This window comes from Marichromatium sp. AB31 (genome assembly GCF_003718685.1).
GTDB lineage: Bacteria > Pseudomonadota > Gammaproteobacteria > Chromatiales > Chromatiaceae > Marichromatium > Marichromatium gracile.
On record NZ_RHFI01000003.1, the window covers coordinates 133,174 to 147,438 of the forward strand.

Annotated in this window: 14 protein-coding genes and 2 tRNA genes; 11 read left to right on the plus strand and 5 right to left on the minus strand. The window is 69.0% G+C overall.

All coding sequences use genetic code 11. The annotated features are described in order from the left end of the window. The first annotated feature begins 218 nt into the window (after positions 1-218). The gene (locus EBL84_RS04360) at positions 219-1,676 is read left to right on the plus strand and encodes an NAD(P)/FAD-dependent oxidoreductase (RefSeq protein WP_123139700.1); all 1,458 of its coding nucleotides are present in this window, start codon (positions 219-221) and stop codon (positions 1,674-1,676) included. 76 nt (positions 1,677-1,752) lie between these two features. Next, on the plus strand, positions 1,753-1,917 hold the full coding sequence (locus EBL84_RS17040; RefSeq protein ID WP_165913556.1) for a hypothetical protein: 165 nt from the start codon (positions 1,753-1,755) through the stop codon (positions 1,915-1,917). Positions 1,918-1,957: 40 nt separating this feature from the next. Here EBL84_RS17040 and EBL84_RS04365 read toward each other — a convergent pair whose 3' ends face one another. Both EBL84_RS04365 and EBL84_RS04370 read right to left on the minus strand, forming a co-directional pair. Then, positions 1,958-2,404: a hypothetical protein gene (locus tag EBL84_RS04365; protein ID WP_123139701.1), complete on the minus strand. Its 447-nt coding sequence runs from the start codon at positions 2,402-2,404 to the stop codon at positions 1,958-1,960. 64 nt (positions 2,405-2,468) lie between these two features. Beyond that, on the minus strand, positions 2,469-3,383 hold the full coding sequence (locus EBL84_RS04370) for a patatin-like phospholipase family protein (RefSeq protein WP_123139702.1): 915 nt from the start codon (positions 3,381-3,383) through the stop codon (positions 2,469-2,471). A 269-nt stretch (positions 3,384-3,652) separates the two neighbouring features. Here EBL84_RS04370 and EBL84_RS04375 point away from each other — a divergent pair, with 269 nt between their 5' ends. The 3 genes from EBL84_RS04375 (at position 3,653) to EBL84_RS04385 (ending at position 8,880) form a co-directional block, all read left to right on the plus strand. Then, entirely contained in the window at positions 3,653-4,615 is a 963-nt protein-coding gene (locus EBL84_RS04375) for a diacylglycerol kinase family protein (protein ID WP_190287883.1), read from the plus strand. Between the two features lie 4 nt (positions 4,616-4,619). Continuing rightward, complete coding sequence (locus EBL84_RS04380) at positions 4,620-5,420, plus strand: metallophosphoesterase (protein WP_123139704.1); 801 nt, start codon at positions 4,620-4,622, stop codon at positions 5,418-5,420. A gap of 256 nt (positions 5,421-5,676) precedes the next feature. Next, positions 5,677-8,880 (plus strand): EAL domain-containing protein, encoded by a 3,204-nt coding sequence (locus tag EBL84_RS04385; RefSeq protein ID WP_123139705.1) that lies wholly within the window; start codon positions 5,677-5,679, stop codon positions 8,878-8,880. A gap of 200 nt (positions 8,881-9,080) precedes the next feature. On the opposite strand, the gene EBL84_RS04390 is transcribed toward EBL84_RS04385, so the two are convergent. Beyond that, positions 9,081-9,157 (minus strand) — tRNA-Arg (locus EBL84_RS04390). A 93-nt stretch (positions 9,158-9,250) separates the two neighbouring features. Further along, positions 9,251-9,327 (minus strand) — tRNA-Arg (locus EBL84_RS04395). Positions 9,328-9,583: 256 nt separating this feature from the next. Here EBL84_RS04395 and EBL84_RS04400 point away from each other — a divergent pair. The 6 genes from EBL84_RS04400 (at position 9,584) to EBL84_RS04425 (ending at position 13,754) form a co-directional block, all read left to right on the plus strand. Continuing rightward, complete coding sequence (locus EBL84_RS04400; RefSeq protein WP_123139706.1) at positions 9,584-9,922, plus strand: hypothetical protein; 339 nt, start codon at positions 9,584-9,586, stop codon at positions 9,920-9,922. Then, on the plus strand, positions 9,922-10,755 hold the full coding sequence (mazG, locus tag EBL84_RS04405) for a nucleoside triphosphate pyrophosphohydrolase (RefSeq protein WP_123139707.1): 834 nt from the start codon (positions 9,922-9,924) through the stop codon (positions 10,753-10,755). The genes EBL84_RS04400 and mazG overlap by 1 nt, the downstream gene beginning before the upstream one ends. A 46-nt stretch (positions 10,756-10,801) precedes the next feature. Then, a complete protein-coding gene (locus EBL84_RS04410) occupies positions 10,802-11,659 on the plus strand; it encodes a DUF4743 domain-containing protein (protein ID WP_123139708.1) in 858 nt (285 codons plus the stop codon). A gap of 52 nt (positions 11,660-11,711) precedes the next feature. Beyond that, entirely contained in the window at positions 11,712-12,944 is a 1,233-nt protein-coding gene (gene ispG / locus EBL84_RS04415; protein ID WP_123139709.1) for a flavodoxin-dependent (E)-4-hydroxy-3-methylbut-2-enyl-diphosphate synthase, read from the plus strand. Positions 12,945-12,998: 54 nt separating this feature from the next. Then, complete coding sequence (locus EBL84_RS04420) at positions 12,999-13,493, plus strand: heme-binding protein (RefSeq protein ID WP_123139710.1); 495 nt, start codon at positions 12,999-13,001, stop codon at positions 13,491-13,493. Between the two features lie 81 nt (positions 13,494-13,574). Beyond that, positions 13,575-13,754 (plus strand): hypothetical protein, encoded by a 180-nt coding sequence (locus EBL84_RS04425; protein WP_005223509.1) that lies wholly within the window; start codon positions 13,575-13,577, stop codon positions 13,752-13,754. Positions 13,755-13,758: 4 nt separating this feature from the next. Here EBL84_RS04425 and arfB read toward each other — a convergent pair whose 3' ends face one another. Then, the gene (gene arfB / locus EBL84_RS04430; RefSeq protein ID WP_123139711.1) at positions 13,759-14,181 is read right to left on the minus strand and encodes an alternative ribosome rescue aminoacyl-tRNA hydrolase ArfB; all 423 of its coding nucleotides are present in this window, start codon (positions 14,179-14,181) and stop codon (positions 13,759-13,761) included. Positions 14,182-14,265 lie beyond the last annotated feature (84 nt).

Below are 14,265 nucleotides of genomic sequence, written 5' to 3' on the forward strand. Positions count from 1 at the left end.
AGCGGACGCGGCGCGGGGTGTCGTCATCGCATCGTCGATGCCCTTTCTTATCAATGGCTTGAGGTCGCTCTGCACGGCTGTGCCGGGGACGGCAGGGATGGCTCGAGGTGTGGGTGGTGGCTCCCTTCGGGGGAGCAGGCGCACACGCGACGAATTCCTTCGCGCCCCGGTCACGGGTCTCGCCGGAGCCGCCAGGTCAAGCACTGTGGAGTTAGCACATGGCGCGTATCGTCATTCTCGGGGCAGGGATTTCTGGGCACACGGTCGCCAGATATCTCGGCAAGTGGGTCAAGGGCAAGCACCAGGTCGTGGTGGTCTCGCCCAACGCCAAATGGAACTGGATCCCCTCCAACATCTGGGTCGGGATCGGTGAGATGACCGAGCGACAGGTCACCTTCGAGCTGGCCCCGGTCTACAAGAAGCTCAAGATCGATTTCCGTCAGGCCAAGGCGCTCTCGATCCACCCCGAGGGCGGGGAGGCGGGCGAGCGGCCCTATGTCAGCATCGAGTACACCGACCCGGCGCGGCTCGGCCAGACCGACACGCTCGACTACGACTTCCTGGTCAACGCCACCGGTCCCAGGCTCAACTTCGGCGCCACCCCCGGGCTCGGACCGGAGGGCGGCTACACCACCTCGGTGTGCACCGCGAGCCATGCCCTCGAGGCCAACGCCCAGTTGCAGGAGGCGATCGCGGCGATGCAGCAGGGCGAGCGCCGCACCTTCGTGGTCGGCACCGGGCATGGCATGTGCACCTGCCAGGGCGCGGCCTTCGAGTACATCTACAACATCGACCAATGCCTGCGCGACGCCGGGGTGCGCCAGCTCGGTCGGCTGGTGTGGATCAGCAACGAGTACGAGCTCGGTGACTTCGGCATGGGCGGGGTGCACATCACCCGCGGTGGCTATGTCACCAACGGCAAGACCTTCGCCGAGTCGCTGATGGCCGAGCGCGGAGTGGAGTGGATCACCCGCGCCCATGTCTACAAGGTCGAGCCCAAGGTGATCCACTACGAGCTGCTCGACGGCAGCCATGGCGAGTTGCCGTTCGATTTCGCGATGCTCATCCCGCCCTTCGCCGGGGCCCTGCTCAAGGCCTTCGACAAGGCCGGCGAGGACATCACCAGCACCCTGTTCGCGCCCAACGGCTTCATGAAGGTCGATGCCGATTACACGCCCAAGGCGTTCGAGGACTGGACCACCGAGGACTGGCCCAAGACCTATCAGAACCCGACCTATCGCAACCTGTTCGCGGTGGGCATCGCCTTCGCCCCGCCGCACCCGATCAGCAAGCCGATGAAGAGCGCCAACGGCACCCCGATCAGTCCCACCCCGCCGCGCACCGGCATGCCTTCGGCGACCATGGGCAAGGCGGTGGCGACCAGTATCCGCGACATGCTCAACGGCGCCGAGGAGCCGACCCATACCGCCTCGATGGCCGAGATGGGTGCCGCCTGCGTGGCCTCGACCGGCTCCGGTCTGCTCACCGGCAGCGCGGCGACGATGACCGTCTTCCCGGTGGTGCCGGACTATGAGCGCTATCCCGAGTACGGTCGCGACATGGACCTCACCTTCGGCGAGGTCGGACTGGCCGGACACTGGATGAAGTATCTGCTGCACCACGTCTTCATCTACCAGGCCAAGCTGCGCCCGGGCTGGTCGGTGCTGCCGGACTGAGTGATGCCGCGCCGAGCGCAACCCTTGTCATGGCGGGGCGCGTGCGCCCCGTGACGCCCCACACAGAGAGACCGTCATGCCGATCAAGAACAAAGAGCCCTACCAGCAGGAGTACTACGCGCCGGTGCCCACCGGGTTCACCCGCTACATGCGCACCTCGCTGATCTGGCAGATCGTGCGTTTTCTCGTCATCAACTGGAAGATCCTCAAGCTGATGACCCGCTCGCACGTCTCGCGCTGATCCCTCACGCCCGCCCCCGGTGCAGACCGGGGGTGCGGTCTCAGTCGCCGCCGAATTCGCGTGCGGTCTGCTCCAGTCCTTCACGCATCCCCTCGACCCACTCCCGGGCCTGCGCCCCCATTGCTGCGCTCACCGCCTCGGCGAGCGCTTGGCGCGAGAACTCGCGCCCGTCGATGCGCAGTCGCGTCGGCGCCGTGCCATAGACCGAGAGCGGGTCGGCGAGCGCCAGGGCGTCGTCCTCGACCGCGCGATAGGGATAGAAGCATTGCGCGCTGGCCTGCCGTCCGGCGCCGTCGGTGAACTGCAGCCTGACCTCGAGGTCCCGATACTGAGCGGGCAGACGGGTCTCGATCTGCCAGTCGCTGGCCGCGCCCTGGGTGAGCACCAGTCCCTTGCACAGGGTGATGCGGACGTCTTCGCCCGGGGCCGAGCAGCCGGCCAGCAGTACGGCGCCGAACAGGGTCAGTGAGCGTTGTCCGATGGACATGAGCGGGTCTCCTCGCGGTTGCGGTGACGGACATTCTCGCTGCTGGGCGGGGGCGTGGCCAGGGTCAGCCGGGTGCCCCGGTGCCGCGCTGGGCGACGAGCTTGCCGAGCTTCACCGGCAGGATCTCGAGGGTGGTGCGGTAGCCGGTCTGGTAGAGCTCGAGCTTGGTCTCGGGGCTGAGACGGAACTCCAGCGGCGAGATCTCGCCGGTGTCGATCACCACCGTGGTGTTCCAGAAGACGTCCTGGACGAACTCGCGCGAGAGCGTGGTCATGAAGGCGCGGATGAGCATCTGCAGATAGCCCGGCAGCGGTACCCGGCGGCGCTCCGCCGGGCGTTCGTTCTGCTCGTTGGCGCGCAGTCGGAAGCAGCAGCTGGGGGTGCCGTCGCCGGCCCAGTCGCGACGCAGCGCGTCCTCGGAGAGGATGCAGCCGTCGATCATCAGGTGTTGGCGGTACTCGCGATAGGCGAACAGCAGCGGGATCCCCATCGAGTAACGGATCGCCTGGGAGACGCGCATGTCGGGGTCGTGATCGCGATCGAAGACCACCGGCGAGCCGTTGCGCACGTCGGTGGCGACGACATGGAGCGTGCGCGACAGATCGCGAAAGCGCGCGCCCTCGAGCATCTCGTCCATCCACCGCTCGAAGCCGTCGCCCGATGAGAGTCCGCCGCGAAACAGTAGCTGATAGAGGTTGAAGTCGCGAAACCGGCGGAAGTCGACATTGATCGCCAGCTCCTTCATCGCCTCGGCCGACCAGCCGGCGGCGAACAGCCCGGCAACGATGCTGCCGCCGGAGACGCCGACGATGTGTTCGCAGTCGATATCGAGCTCGCCGAGTGCCTGGATGACGCCGACGTGGGCCGGTAGCCGGGTGCCGCCACCGGCGAGGATGGGCACCAGCCGGTTGATCTCCGGGGGGCGGGCCTGATGTGTCTGGTGCGAGCTCCGGGCACCGCTGGCGAACGACTCGGTCATGGAACACCTCGAGTGGTGTGCCGCTCGTCGGCGGGGTTGCCAGGCGGCGCCGCGCGATCCTTGACGCACCCTCGTCGCGGGACGGGGTGCTCCGTGTCAATGCGCGCGGCGAGGCCCTCGGACGGCCTCGCCGCGCCGCCGATCAGGTTATAAGCGCATCGTCCGGGGATCAAGCGTCGCTTCGATGACGGGGCTTCAGGCGCGTTAATCTGTCCCCATGTATCAGTGCGATGCCGCGCTACCGCCAGCCGACCAGGAGGAGTCATCACATGTTCGCCACCGCAGTGCCATTCCAGCCTCACACCAGCGCGCCCGGCGTGCGGGTGCTGGTGGTCGCCAATCGCGCCTCCGGTAGCGCCGCGGCGCTGGCTGCGGTGGATCTGCTGCGTCAGCGTCTGAGCGAGCAGGGGCGCCGGGTCGACGAGCTGGCGCTGGTCGCCGGGCGGGTCGAGGAGATGCTGCGCGCCGCGCTCTCGGGCGTGACCTATCAGGCCATCTATGTCGCCGGTGGTGACGGCACCGTGCTGGCGGTGGTCGAGGCCCTGGCCGGCCGGTCGGTGCCGATCGCGATCATCCCCTGCGGCACCATGAACTGGACCGCGCGCGATCTCGGCATCCCGCTCGACCCCGAGGCGGCGATCGATGCGCTGCGCGACGCCGAGGTGCGCCATATCGACCTCGGTCGGGTCAACGGCAAACCCTTCCTCTGTGCCTGCATGGTCGGTTTCGGCTCGCTGCTGGCGCGCTGGCGCGAGCGTGAACGCGCGCGCGGCAACAGCCCCTGGGTGCTGTGGCCGAAGCTGGTGTGGCGGGGGTTGTCGCTGATCCAGCGTTATCGCCACCTGCGTCTGCGGCTGCGCACTGCCGAGCGCCACGAGCGACTGCGCGCGCGGGCGCTGGTGGTCACCGCCAACCTGATCGACGACCGGCCCGGCCCGGTGCCGCGCCGTCCACGGCTCGACGCCGGACAGCTCGGGCTCTATGCCGTACGCGACGCCTCGGGGGTCGAGCTGATGCGTCTGGGGATGCGGCTGATGCTCGGCACCTGGCAGCAGGACGACGCGCTGCTCGCCACCTCGGCCAGTCACGCCGAGATCGGCGTCGGTCGGCGTCGCGCCGTCTCGGTGATGTGCGATGGTGAGCGGGTGCGGCTGCGCACGCCGCTACGCTTCACCCTGGAGCGCGCGACGGTGGCGGTGCTGGTACCGCGCGCAGGGCGCCCGACGGTCTGAGCCGATGCGCATCGCCCACCTCTCCGACCTCCACTTCGGTCGTGACGCCCCCAACCTGGTCGCGGCGCTGCAGACCGAACTCCACGCCCTGGCCCCCGACCTGGTGGTGCTCAGTGGCGATCTCACCCAGCGTGCGCGCCCTGCCGAGTTCGCCGCCGCTGCCGACTTCATTGCCCGGCTACCGGCGCCGGTGCTGGCGGTGCCGGGCAATCACGATCTGCCCGGATGGCGACCGCTGCTGCGCTTCATCGACCCCTGGGGACGCTGGCGCGCCGGGCTTGGGCGCGCGCTCGAGCCCGAACTCGACGGCGCCGGTTTCATCGCCGTCGGCATCAACACCGCGCGGCGCTGGGGACCGCACCCCGATTGGTCGCGTGGTCGCGTCAACCGCGCCCAGCTCGCGCGCATCGAGCGGCTGGTGACGCGCGCCGAGCCTGGTGCGGTGCGGGTCCTCGTCGCCCACCACCCCTTTCTGCTCTCCTCCGAGCTGCGTCGCCGTGGTCTGGTCGGGCGCGCGCGCCGCACCCTGGTGGGGCTGCGTCGCGCGCGTATCGATCTGATCCTCGGCGGCCATCTCCACCGCGGCTATGCCGGCGTCGCCGAGGGCGTGGTGGTGGCCCAGGCGGGCACTGCGGTCTCCACCCGGCACAAGGGCGAGCCCAACGCCTTCAACTGGATCCGCGCCGATGCCCACGAGATCCAGGTCGAGCCGCGTTCCTGGAACGGCGTCGGGTTCGTGGGCACGGCTTGCTGGCGCTTCGCCCGCACCGAGGCGGGCTGGCAGGGCGGCGTCGAGGGCTGCTGAGTCGGTTGTCGTCGCCGTGTGGCGCCGCGGCGCGACGATGCTTGGGATCCTCCGGCCTCAGCCTCACCTCTGAGTGCGAGCTCGATCGATTGCATGGCCCGACCCTTGCCGTTGTGTCGGGAGCTGAGGCGCATGCGCCTCTCGGCTCGATGCGGGGCGTGTCTGTCGTATCGATGTCGCCGGGCGCGCCGCCTCCCTTCGCCAGTTGCCACCGACATCGGTGGTGGGTGATGTCGCGGTGATCCATGGTGAGACGATGAGTGAATCCCCCCCGAAGTCCAGCGACGCATTGCGTGATCGCGCCCGCCAGGTGCTGCGCGAAGGCCGGTTCGGTCATGTGCTCGAGGCCATCGGGCAGGGTGATGTCGATATCACCGCGCTGCTCGAGGAGCTGCATGTCTACCATGCCGAGCTCGAGTTGCAGCAAGAGGCGTTGCGTGAGAGCGAGCAGGCCAGCGAGATCGCCTCGCAACGCTTCCGCGGGCTTTATCAGGAGCAGCCGCAGCCGACGCTCAGGATCAGTCCGGAGGGAGAGATCCGAGACCTCAATGCCGCCGCCGCCCGACTCTGCGCCTTCGAGCACCGGCGCTTCGAGCGCCTGGCCGCGCCCAGACATCAGTCCTTTCTGCGCGCCGCGCTCGAGCGCGCCCTCGATGACGGCAAGGCGAGCTGTCACGAGGTCGAGCTGCGGGGGCGCGAGGGCGCCGCGCTGATCGTCGACCTGGTGCTGATCCGCCTGCCGATCCCCAACACCGACGAGTTCGAGCTGATCTGCAACATCGTCGACCAGACCGAGCGCATCGCCCAGCGCGAGGCACTGGTCGAGGCCAATACCAAGCTCAGCGCCGCCGCCGAGATCATCGACGCGAGCAACATCGTTGCCTTCCGCTGGTCGCCCGAGCCGGGCTGGCCGATCCGCTATGCCTCGGACAACGTTCGGCGCTGGGGCTATCGGCTCGAGCAGATACGCTCCGGCGAGATGCATTTCGCCGACCTGGTCCATCCCGATGATCGCGCCGCGCTGGAGCAGGGGTTCGACAGCTTCCTCGGCGTCGAGGGGCCGGCCTTCACCCAGCGTTATCGCATCCTCTGGGCCGATGGCTCGGTGCATTGGGTGGAGGAGGACACCAGCGTCCAGCGCGATGAGCAGGGGCGGATCCTCTATCTCCAGGGCTTGATCACGGACATCACCGAGCGCGAGCACATTCAGCAGGCGCTGCGCCATCAGCTCGGCTTCCAGCGACTGATCGCCGAGCTCTCGACGCAGTTCCTCCACGCCACCCCGGATGCCCTGGACGGGTTGATGCGTCACGCGCTGGAGCGCATCGGTCGCTTCTTCGGGGCCGACCGCTGTATCCTCTCCCGACTCGATACCCAGACCCAGACCCTGCGTCAGCATCACCAGTGGTGTCACGCGGGCATTCCGCCCAGCCGCCCATCGCTGCAGGCCGCGCCACTGTCGCAAACACCCTGGCGGATGAGTCAGATCCACCGTCAGGAGCCGATCGCCATCCCCGACATCGAACGGCTGCCGCCCGAGGCGCATCTCGAGCGCGCGATGCTGCGCGCGCGCGGCACCCGGGCACTACTGGTCGTCGCCCTCACCAGCCATGGTCAGCTGTTCGGTACCCTCGGACTAGAGAGCGCGCGTGAACCGCGGACCTGGACCCACGACGAGGGGCAGGTGCTGCAGGTCTTCGGCGAGACCATCGTCAATCTGCTGGTGCGTCAGCAGATCCAGCGCGACCTGTTGCTCAGCGAGACCCGCTACCGTCAGGTCACCTCGGTGATGACCGATGTCGCCTATGCCAGCCAGCGGCGTGATGGCGGACTGTTCTGGATCGAGTGGATGACCGACTCCATCCTCGCGCTCACCGGCTATACGCTCGAGGAGGTGCTGGCGCAGCGCAGCTGGCGCTTCATGGTGATCGAGGAGGATGGTGAGCTGTTCGACGACAACATCGTCGATCTCGAGCCCGGCCAGACCTCGACCTGCGAGCTGCGGCTGCGTCATAAGGACGACTCGCTGCGCTGGGTGCGCGCCACCACCGAGTGCCAGGCCGATCCCGACGCCCCCGGCGTGCGTCGCTACTACGGCGGACTGGTCGATATCAGTGACGAGAAGACCCTCTCCGACAAGCTCGCCTTCCTCTCCCACTACGACCCGCTCACCGGCCTGGCCAACCGTCGACTGATGCGCAAACGCATCCATCGCGCCCTGGCCCATGGGGCGCGCAGTGGGCGTGGTCTGGCGCTGCTCTCGATCGATCTCGACAACCTCAAGCTGATCAACGACTCGCTCGGCCACCAGGCCGGCGATCAGGTGTTGCGCGAGGTCGCGCAGCGGCTGCTCGGCATCCTTGGCGCGCACGATACCCTGGCTCGTTTCGGTGGCGACAACTTCATCTGGCTGACCGCCGAGCAGTCGCGCCCGGAGGGCTGTATCGAGCTGGTCAGACAGGTCCGCGGCGTGCTCGCCCCGCCGGTGGCGATCGAGGACCGCTCGGTGCTGATCAGTGCCTCGACCGGCATCTCGCTCTATCCCGACGACGCCGCCACCTCCGACGAGCTGATCGGTCATGCCGACGCTGCCCTGCACATGGCCAAGGCCGAGGGGCGGGGGAGCTATCGCTTCTTCACCCCAGAGACCAACGAGCGGCTGCACGAGCAGTTCCTGCTCGAGCAGGATCTGCGTCTGGCGCTCGAGCGCGACGAGATCCTGCTCCACTTCCAGCCGCGGGTCGATCTGCGTGACGGGCGTATCCTCAGCCTCGAGGCGCTGGCGCGCTGGCAGCATCCCGAGCGCGGGCTGATTCCGCCGGGACGCTTCATCCCGCTGGCCGAGAGCACCGGGCTGATCCTCCAGCTCGGCCCCATCGTGCTTGATCTCGCGTGTCGTCAGCTCCTCGACTGGCAGGCGCAGGGGGTGCCCGTGGTCCCGATCGCAGTCAACCTGTCGGCCAACGAGCTCTTCCTCGATGGTTTGGCGCAGCGGCTCGCCAATACCGCCGAGGCCTTCGGCATCGCCCCGGAGATGCTCGAGTTCGAGATCACCGAGAGTGCAGCGATGCGCTCGATCGAGCGGGCGGTGGCTGCGGTCACTGAGCTGCGTCAACGCGGTTTCTCGATCGCGCTCGATGACTTCGGCACCGGCTACGCCTCGCTGAGCTATCTCAACCGCCTGCCGGTGAACTCGCTGAAGATCGACCGCTCCTTCCTCGCCGAGATCGACGAGCGTCCCGAACTCCCCCGTCAGGCCATCGCCATCCTCAAGGCGATCATCGGCCTCGGCGAGAACCTCGGCCTCGAGCGCATCGCCGAGGGCGTCGAGACCGAGGCTCAGCGCCGCTTCCTGCTCGCCCACCACTGCACCGTCGCCCAGGGCTATTACTATTGCCGCCCGCTCCCCGCCGAGCAGCTCGAACCGCTGCTGCGGGCGGGGCGGGTGGGGGGGCTGTGAGCGATGGGACGAGACGTAAGACCCGCGGCCCGTTTCACGTCGCGCCCGCGCCGCGCTCGCTGTCGGGGCGGCTCTGGCTCGAGGTCTGTGGGCTGGTGAGTGAAGCGTGTAGAGATGGGCTCTGCGGCAGGGGCAGCGCGTTTTAGTCCCCGGAAACGAAAAACGGCCAGTCGATTGCTCGACTGGCCGTTGATCTTGTATGGCGCGCCCGGAAGGATTCGAACCTCCGACCACCTGGTTCGTAGCCAGGTACTCTATCCAACTGAGCTACGGGCGCATCGTGTTCCAGCGATTGCGACGCGAGGCCGAGGGCTCGGTGGGGCCCTGATGAAAACGCCTCAGACAATGATGATCTGAGGCGATCTCTGTATGGCGCGCCCGGAAGGATTCGAACCTCCGACCACCTGGTTCGTAGCCAGGTACTCTATCCAACTGAGCTACGGGCGCATGAATTTTGCTCCATCCCTGGAGGCTCTATCCAGCCTCGCATGCCTGCGGACTGATTGAGCGGCTTCAGTGGAGTCGTTGCCGACATCGAACACCGAAGAGGCGACAATTATTCCGGCCTTTGTCCGTGCTGTCAACCCCTGATCGCGATCCGTTTCGTCGATGGACCCTCGCGCGGCCGATCCGCTACCATCGGACGCGGTGGCGCCGTGCCGTGTCGCGCCGTTGTGAACCAGGTCTGACAGGGGGAGAAGGGATGCGTCTGATCATCATCGCCATCGTCTCCGGCTGGGTGCTGGTCGCGCTGGCGCTGGCCGTGCGGGTGCGCGCCTGCGATCTCGAGGCGCGGCTGAGCGCGGCCTATTTCGTGCTCTGGCCGGTGGCGGCGGTGTCGCTGCTGCTGCAGGCGCCGGTGCCGGGCGTGATCGCGCTGCCGGCCACACTCGGCTTTCTGCCCTGGTTCCTCTCCGGCCCGCATCTCTGGGCGCGACTGCGCCGTGGCGTGCCGGCCGCGCCCGGCGCCTTCATCGGCATCGCCTTCCGGGTGTGGGGCTGGGGCATCCTGCTCTCCATGCTGCTCGGGTTGTTCTTCTGATGTCCTCCACCGATTCTGCTCCCGTCGCGCCGCGACGCTACGATCTCGACGACCTGCTCGCGATCATGGCGCGGCTGCGTGACCCCCAGTCGGGCTGCCCCTGGGATCTCGCCCAGACCTTCGCCACCATCCTGCCCTTCACCCTGGAGGAGGCCTACGAGGTCGCCGATGCGATCGAGCGCGACGACATGCCGGAGCTGCGCGACGAGCTCGGCGACCTGCTGCTGCAGGTGGTCTTCCACGCCCGCATGGCCGAGGAGCGCGGCAGTTTCGCCTTCGCCGAGGTGGTGCAGGCGATCTGCGAGAAGCTGGTGCGGCGTCATCCGCACGTCTTTGCCGACACCGCGCTCGACGACGGCGCGGCGGTGCGCGAGCACTGGGAGCGGGTGAAGGCCGCCGAGCGCGCGCGCAAGGGCGCGGGCGCCGCGCCGCCCGGGGCGCTCGACGGCGTGGCGCGGGCGCTGCCGGCGCTGCTGCGCGCCGAGAAGCTGCAACGGCGCGCGGCGCGGGTCGGCTTCGACTGGGACGACGCCGCTGGCGTCTTCGCCAAGGTCGAGGAGGAGCTGGCGGAGTGTCGCGAGACCCTGGCGCGCCCGGCGGGCGACCCCGAGCGGGTGCACGAGGTCGGCGACCTGCTGTTCTCCTGCGTCAACCTCGCCCGTCATCTCGGCGTCGACGCCGAGCAGGCGCTGCGCGAGGCCGGGCAGCGCTTCGAGCGGCGCTTCGGCGCGGTCGAGTCGCGGTTGCGCGAGGCCGGGCGGGCGCCCGCCGCCGAGCTGCGCGACGAGATGGAGCGGCTGTGGGGCGAGGTCAAGCGGGAGGAGCGGGATTGAATCATCACATGGCGCGCCGCCGGGCGCGCGCGACGGAGACCGATTGATGGGGCTGTACGACAAGATCCTCGCCTGTAATCGCTGGGACCCGGAAGACTTCGTGCCCTGGCTGCTCGACGGGGTGCGAATCGGCACCCTGCGCCATGCCGCGGCGCGGGCGCTGACGCGCTGGCCGCGCTGGTTCCGCGTCGAGCCGCAGGCGGTGCACTGGATCAACGCGCCGCGCGACTTCGCGGCGCGCTCGGCGCTGCTCGCCGAGGTGGTCGAGACGCTGGTGGCGCAGGGCGAGATCCCCTATGCCCACGGCGAACTCTACCCGGTGACCCCGAACGGGCGCGATCGCGCCTGCTGCGTGGTCGATCGCGCCGCCGGTCCCTTCTTCGGCATCCGCGCCTTCGGTCAGCACCTCAACGGCTTCGTGCGTACCGCGCACGGGCTGGAGATGTGGGTGGGGCGGCGTGCCGCCGATCGCAGGCTCTATCCCAACCGGCTCGACAACCTCGTCGGCGGCGGCCTGCCGCACGGCCTGGGGGTGCGCGAGAACCTGCGCAAGGAGTGCGCCGAGGAGGCCGGGATGGCCGCGGCGCTGGCCGATCTGGCGGTGCCGGTCGGCGCGGTGATCTACTGTCGCGACTCCGAGCGCGGGCTCAAGCCCGATGTCATGTACTGCTATGATCTCGAACTGCCCGAGGACTTCGTGCCCCGCTGCACCGACGGCGAGGTGCAGGCCTTCTATCGCATGCCGGTCGATGAGGTCGTGGAGATCGTGCGCGATAGCGACGAGTTCAAGCTCAATTGCAACCTCGTCGTCATCGATTTCCTGATTCGTCATGGCTTGATCGGTCCCGACGAGCCGGACTATCTTGCCCTCATCCAGGGGCTGCGCTCGCCCTTGCCCTGCTGAGCCGCCCAGCCCGGCGATCATCACCCCATCCATTCCGCGGAATCAACAGCACATGAGCCCAGATCGATCCCCCATCCAGCGACGCGCCTGCGTCCCCGTGCGCGTCGGCCACCTCACCATCGGCGGCGGCGCCCCGGTCGTGATCCAGTCCATGACCAACACGGACACCGTCGACGTCGAGGCCACCGTGCGTCAGACCCTGGCGCTGGCGCGGGCGGGCTCGGAGATGGTGCGCATCACCGTCAACAACGAGGAGGCGGCGCGCGCAGTGCCGCGCATCCGCGAGGCGCTCGACGCCCAGGGCTGTGCGGTGCCGCTGGTCGGTGACTTCCACTTCAACGGCCATCGTCTGCTCAACGACCACCCGGCCTGTGCCGAGGCGCTGGGCAAGTACCGCATCAATCCCGGCAACGTCGGTCGCGGCGAGAAGAAGGACGCGCAGTACGCGAGCATGATCGAGACGGCCTGTCGCTACGACCGGCCGGTGCGTATCGGCGTCAACTGGGGCAGCCTCGACCAGGAGCTGCTGGCGCGGATGATGGACGAGAACAACCGCGCCGCCGCACCCAAGGAGCCGCAGCAGCTGATGTACGAGGCGATGGTCGAGTCGGCCGTCTCCAGCGCCGATCGCGCCGTCGAGCTGGGGCTTGCCAAGGATCACATCATCCTCTCGTGCAAGATGAGCGGGGTGCAGGACCTGATCGCCGTCTATCGCATGCTCGGCGCACGCTGCGACTACGCCCTGCACCTCGGTCTGACCGAGGCGGGGATGGGCTCCAAGGGCATCGTCGCCTCGACTGCGGCGCTTGCGGTGCTGCTCCAGGAGGGCATCGGCGACACCATCCGCGTCTCCCTCACCCCGGCGCCGGGCGAGGCCCGCACCCGCGAGGTCGAGGTCGCGCAGGAGATCCTGCAGAGCATGGGGCTGCGTTCCTTCACCCCGATGGTCACCGCCTGTCCCGGCTGCGGTCGCACCACCAGCGACACCTTCCAGCACCTGGCGCAGGACATCCAGGCCTATCTGCGCGAGCGCATGCCCGAGTGGCGCGGCACCTACCCCGGGGTCGAGCAGATGCAGGTGGCGGTGATGGGCTGCGTGGTCAACGGTCCGGGCGAGAGCAAGCACGCCAACATCGGCATCAGTCTGCCGGGCAACGGCGAGCGCCCGGCCGCGCCGGTGTTCGTCGACGGCGAGAAGGTCGCCACCCTCAAGGGCGACGGCATCGCCGAGCAGTTCAAGCGCATGGTGGACGACTACATCGAGCGTCACTACCGCGCGCGCTGACCGGTCGCCGCCGCGGGGCGGCGGCGCACATCGAAGCAGACGGAGGAGCGAGTGATGCGCAAGCCGATCATCCCGGTCGCGATCGCGGCCATGCTGACGCTGGCCGGTCCGCTGAGGGCCGAGGACCCCCTGGTGGTGCCGCTGCAACGGCTGTCGCTGGCTGCGGCCAGCGCGGTGGCCGAGGGCGCGGTGGCCGAGTGTGGTGCGCGCGGCATCCAGGTCGCGGCGACCGTGGTCGATCGCGAAGGGACGGTGCAGGTGGTGCTGCGCGACACCATCGCCGCGCCCATCACCGTCGACATCAGCCGGATGAAGGCCTTCACCGCCGCTAACTTCAACGCCGCCACCTCGGCGCTGGCCGAGCGCGCCGAGAGCCCCGTCGGCCGGGTCGACGGGCTGGTGATGTCGCCCGGCGGGGTGCCGATCCACGCCGCCGGCTCGGCGCTGGTCGGCGCCGTCGGGGTGAGCGGTGCGCCCGACGGCGCGACCGACGAGGCCTGCGCGCGCGCCGGGCTGGCGGCGATCGCCGACGACCTGGACATGCTCTGACCCATCCCCGGCGCCGCAGCGGAGGCGTCGCCGGGCAGCTCATCACCGGCCCCGTCGGCCGGTCAGCCGAAGGAGACCGTCATGCGTCTGTTCGAGGCCGAACCCGCGCTGGTCGCGGATCTGCGCGGAGAGTGCGAGCTGGTGGAGACGCGCACCCGCGCCGGGGTCGAGGTACTCACCCTGCGTCATCCCACCCTGGGGCGTCTGGTGCTGGTGATCACGCCCGAGGGCGGCGGCATCGTCGCCGAGTTCGGCGACTGAGCGATCAGTCCTCGCCGGGGCGTACGCGGCGCAGTTGCTTGTCGCGACCGCGCTTGCGCTTGGCCTCGAGCCGGCGCCGCTGCGAGCCCTTGGTCGGACGGGTGGCGATGCGCGGGCGGGGGCGTGCGGTGGCCTCGCGGATCAGCGCCGCGAGGCGCTCGCGCGCGTCGGCGCGGTTGCGCTCTCGGGTGCGGTGGCGGTGCGCCTCGATGCGCACCACCCCGGCCTGGTCGATGCGTCGGTCGTTGCGCAGCAGCAGCCGTGCGCGTACCGCCTCGGGCAGCGACGGGCTGGTGGCGATGTCGAAACTGAGCTGGACGGCGGTCTCGACCTTGTTGACGTTCTGGCCGCCGGGGCCGGGGGCGCGGATGAAGCGCTCCTGGAGTTCGGACTCGGCGATACGGATCTGCGGGGTAATCTCGAGCATGGCGGGGCTGTCGGAGGACGCGCGGCGACCGGGCAACCGCGGTGTCGATGATGGGGATATCTGCCGATCCCGGTGGCGATGGTC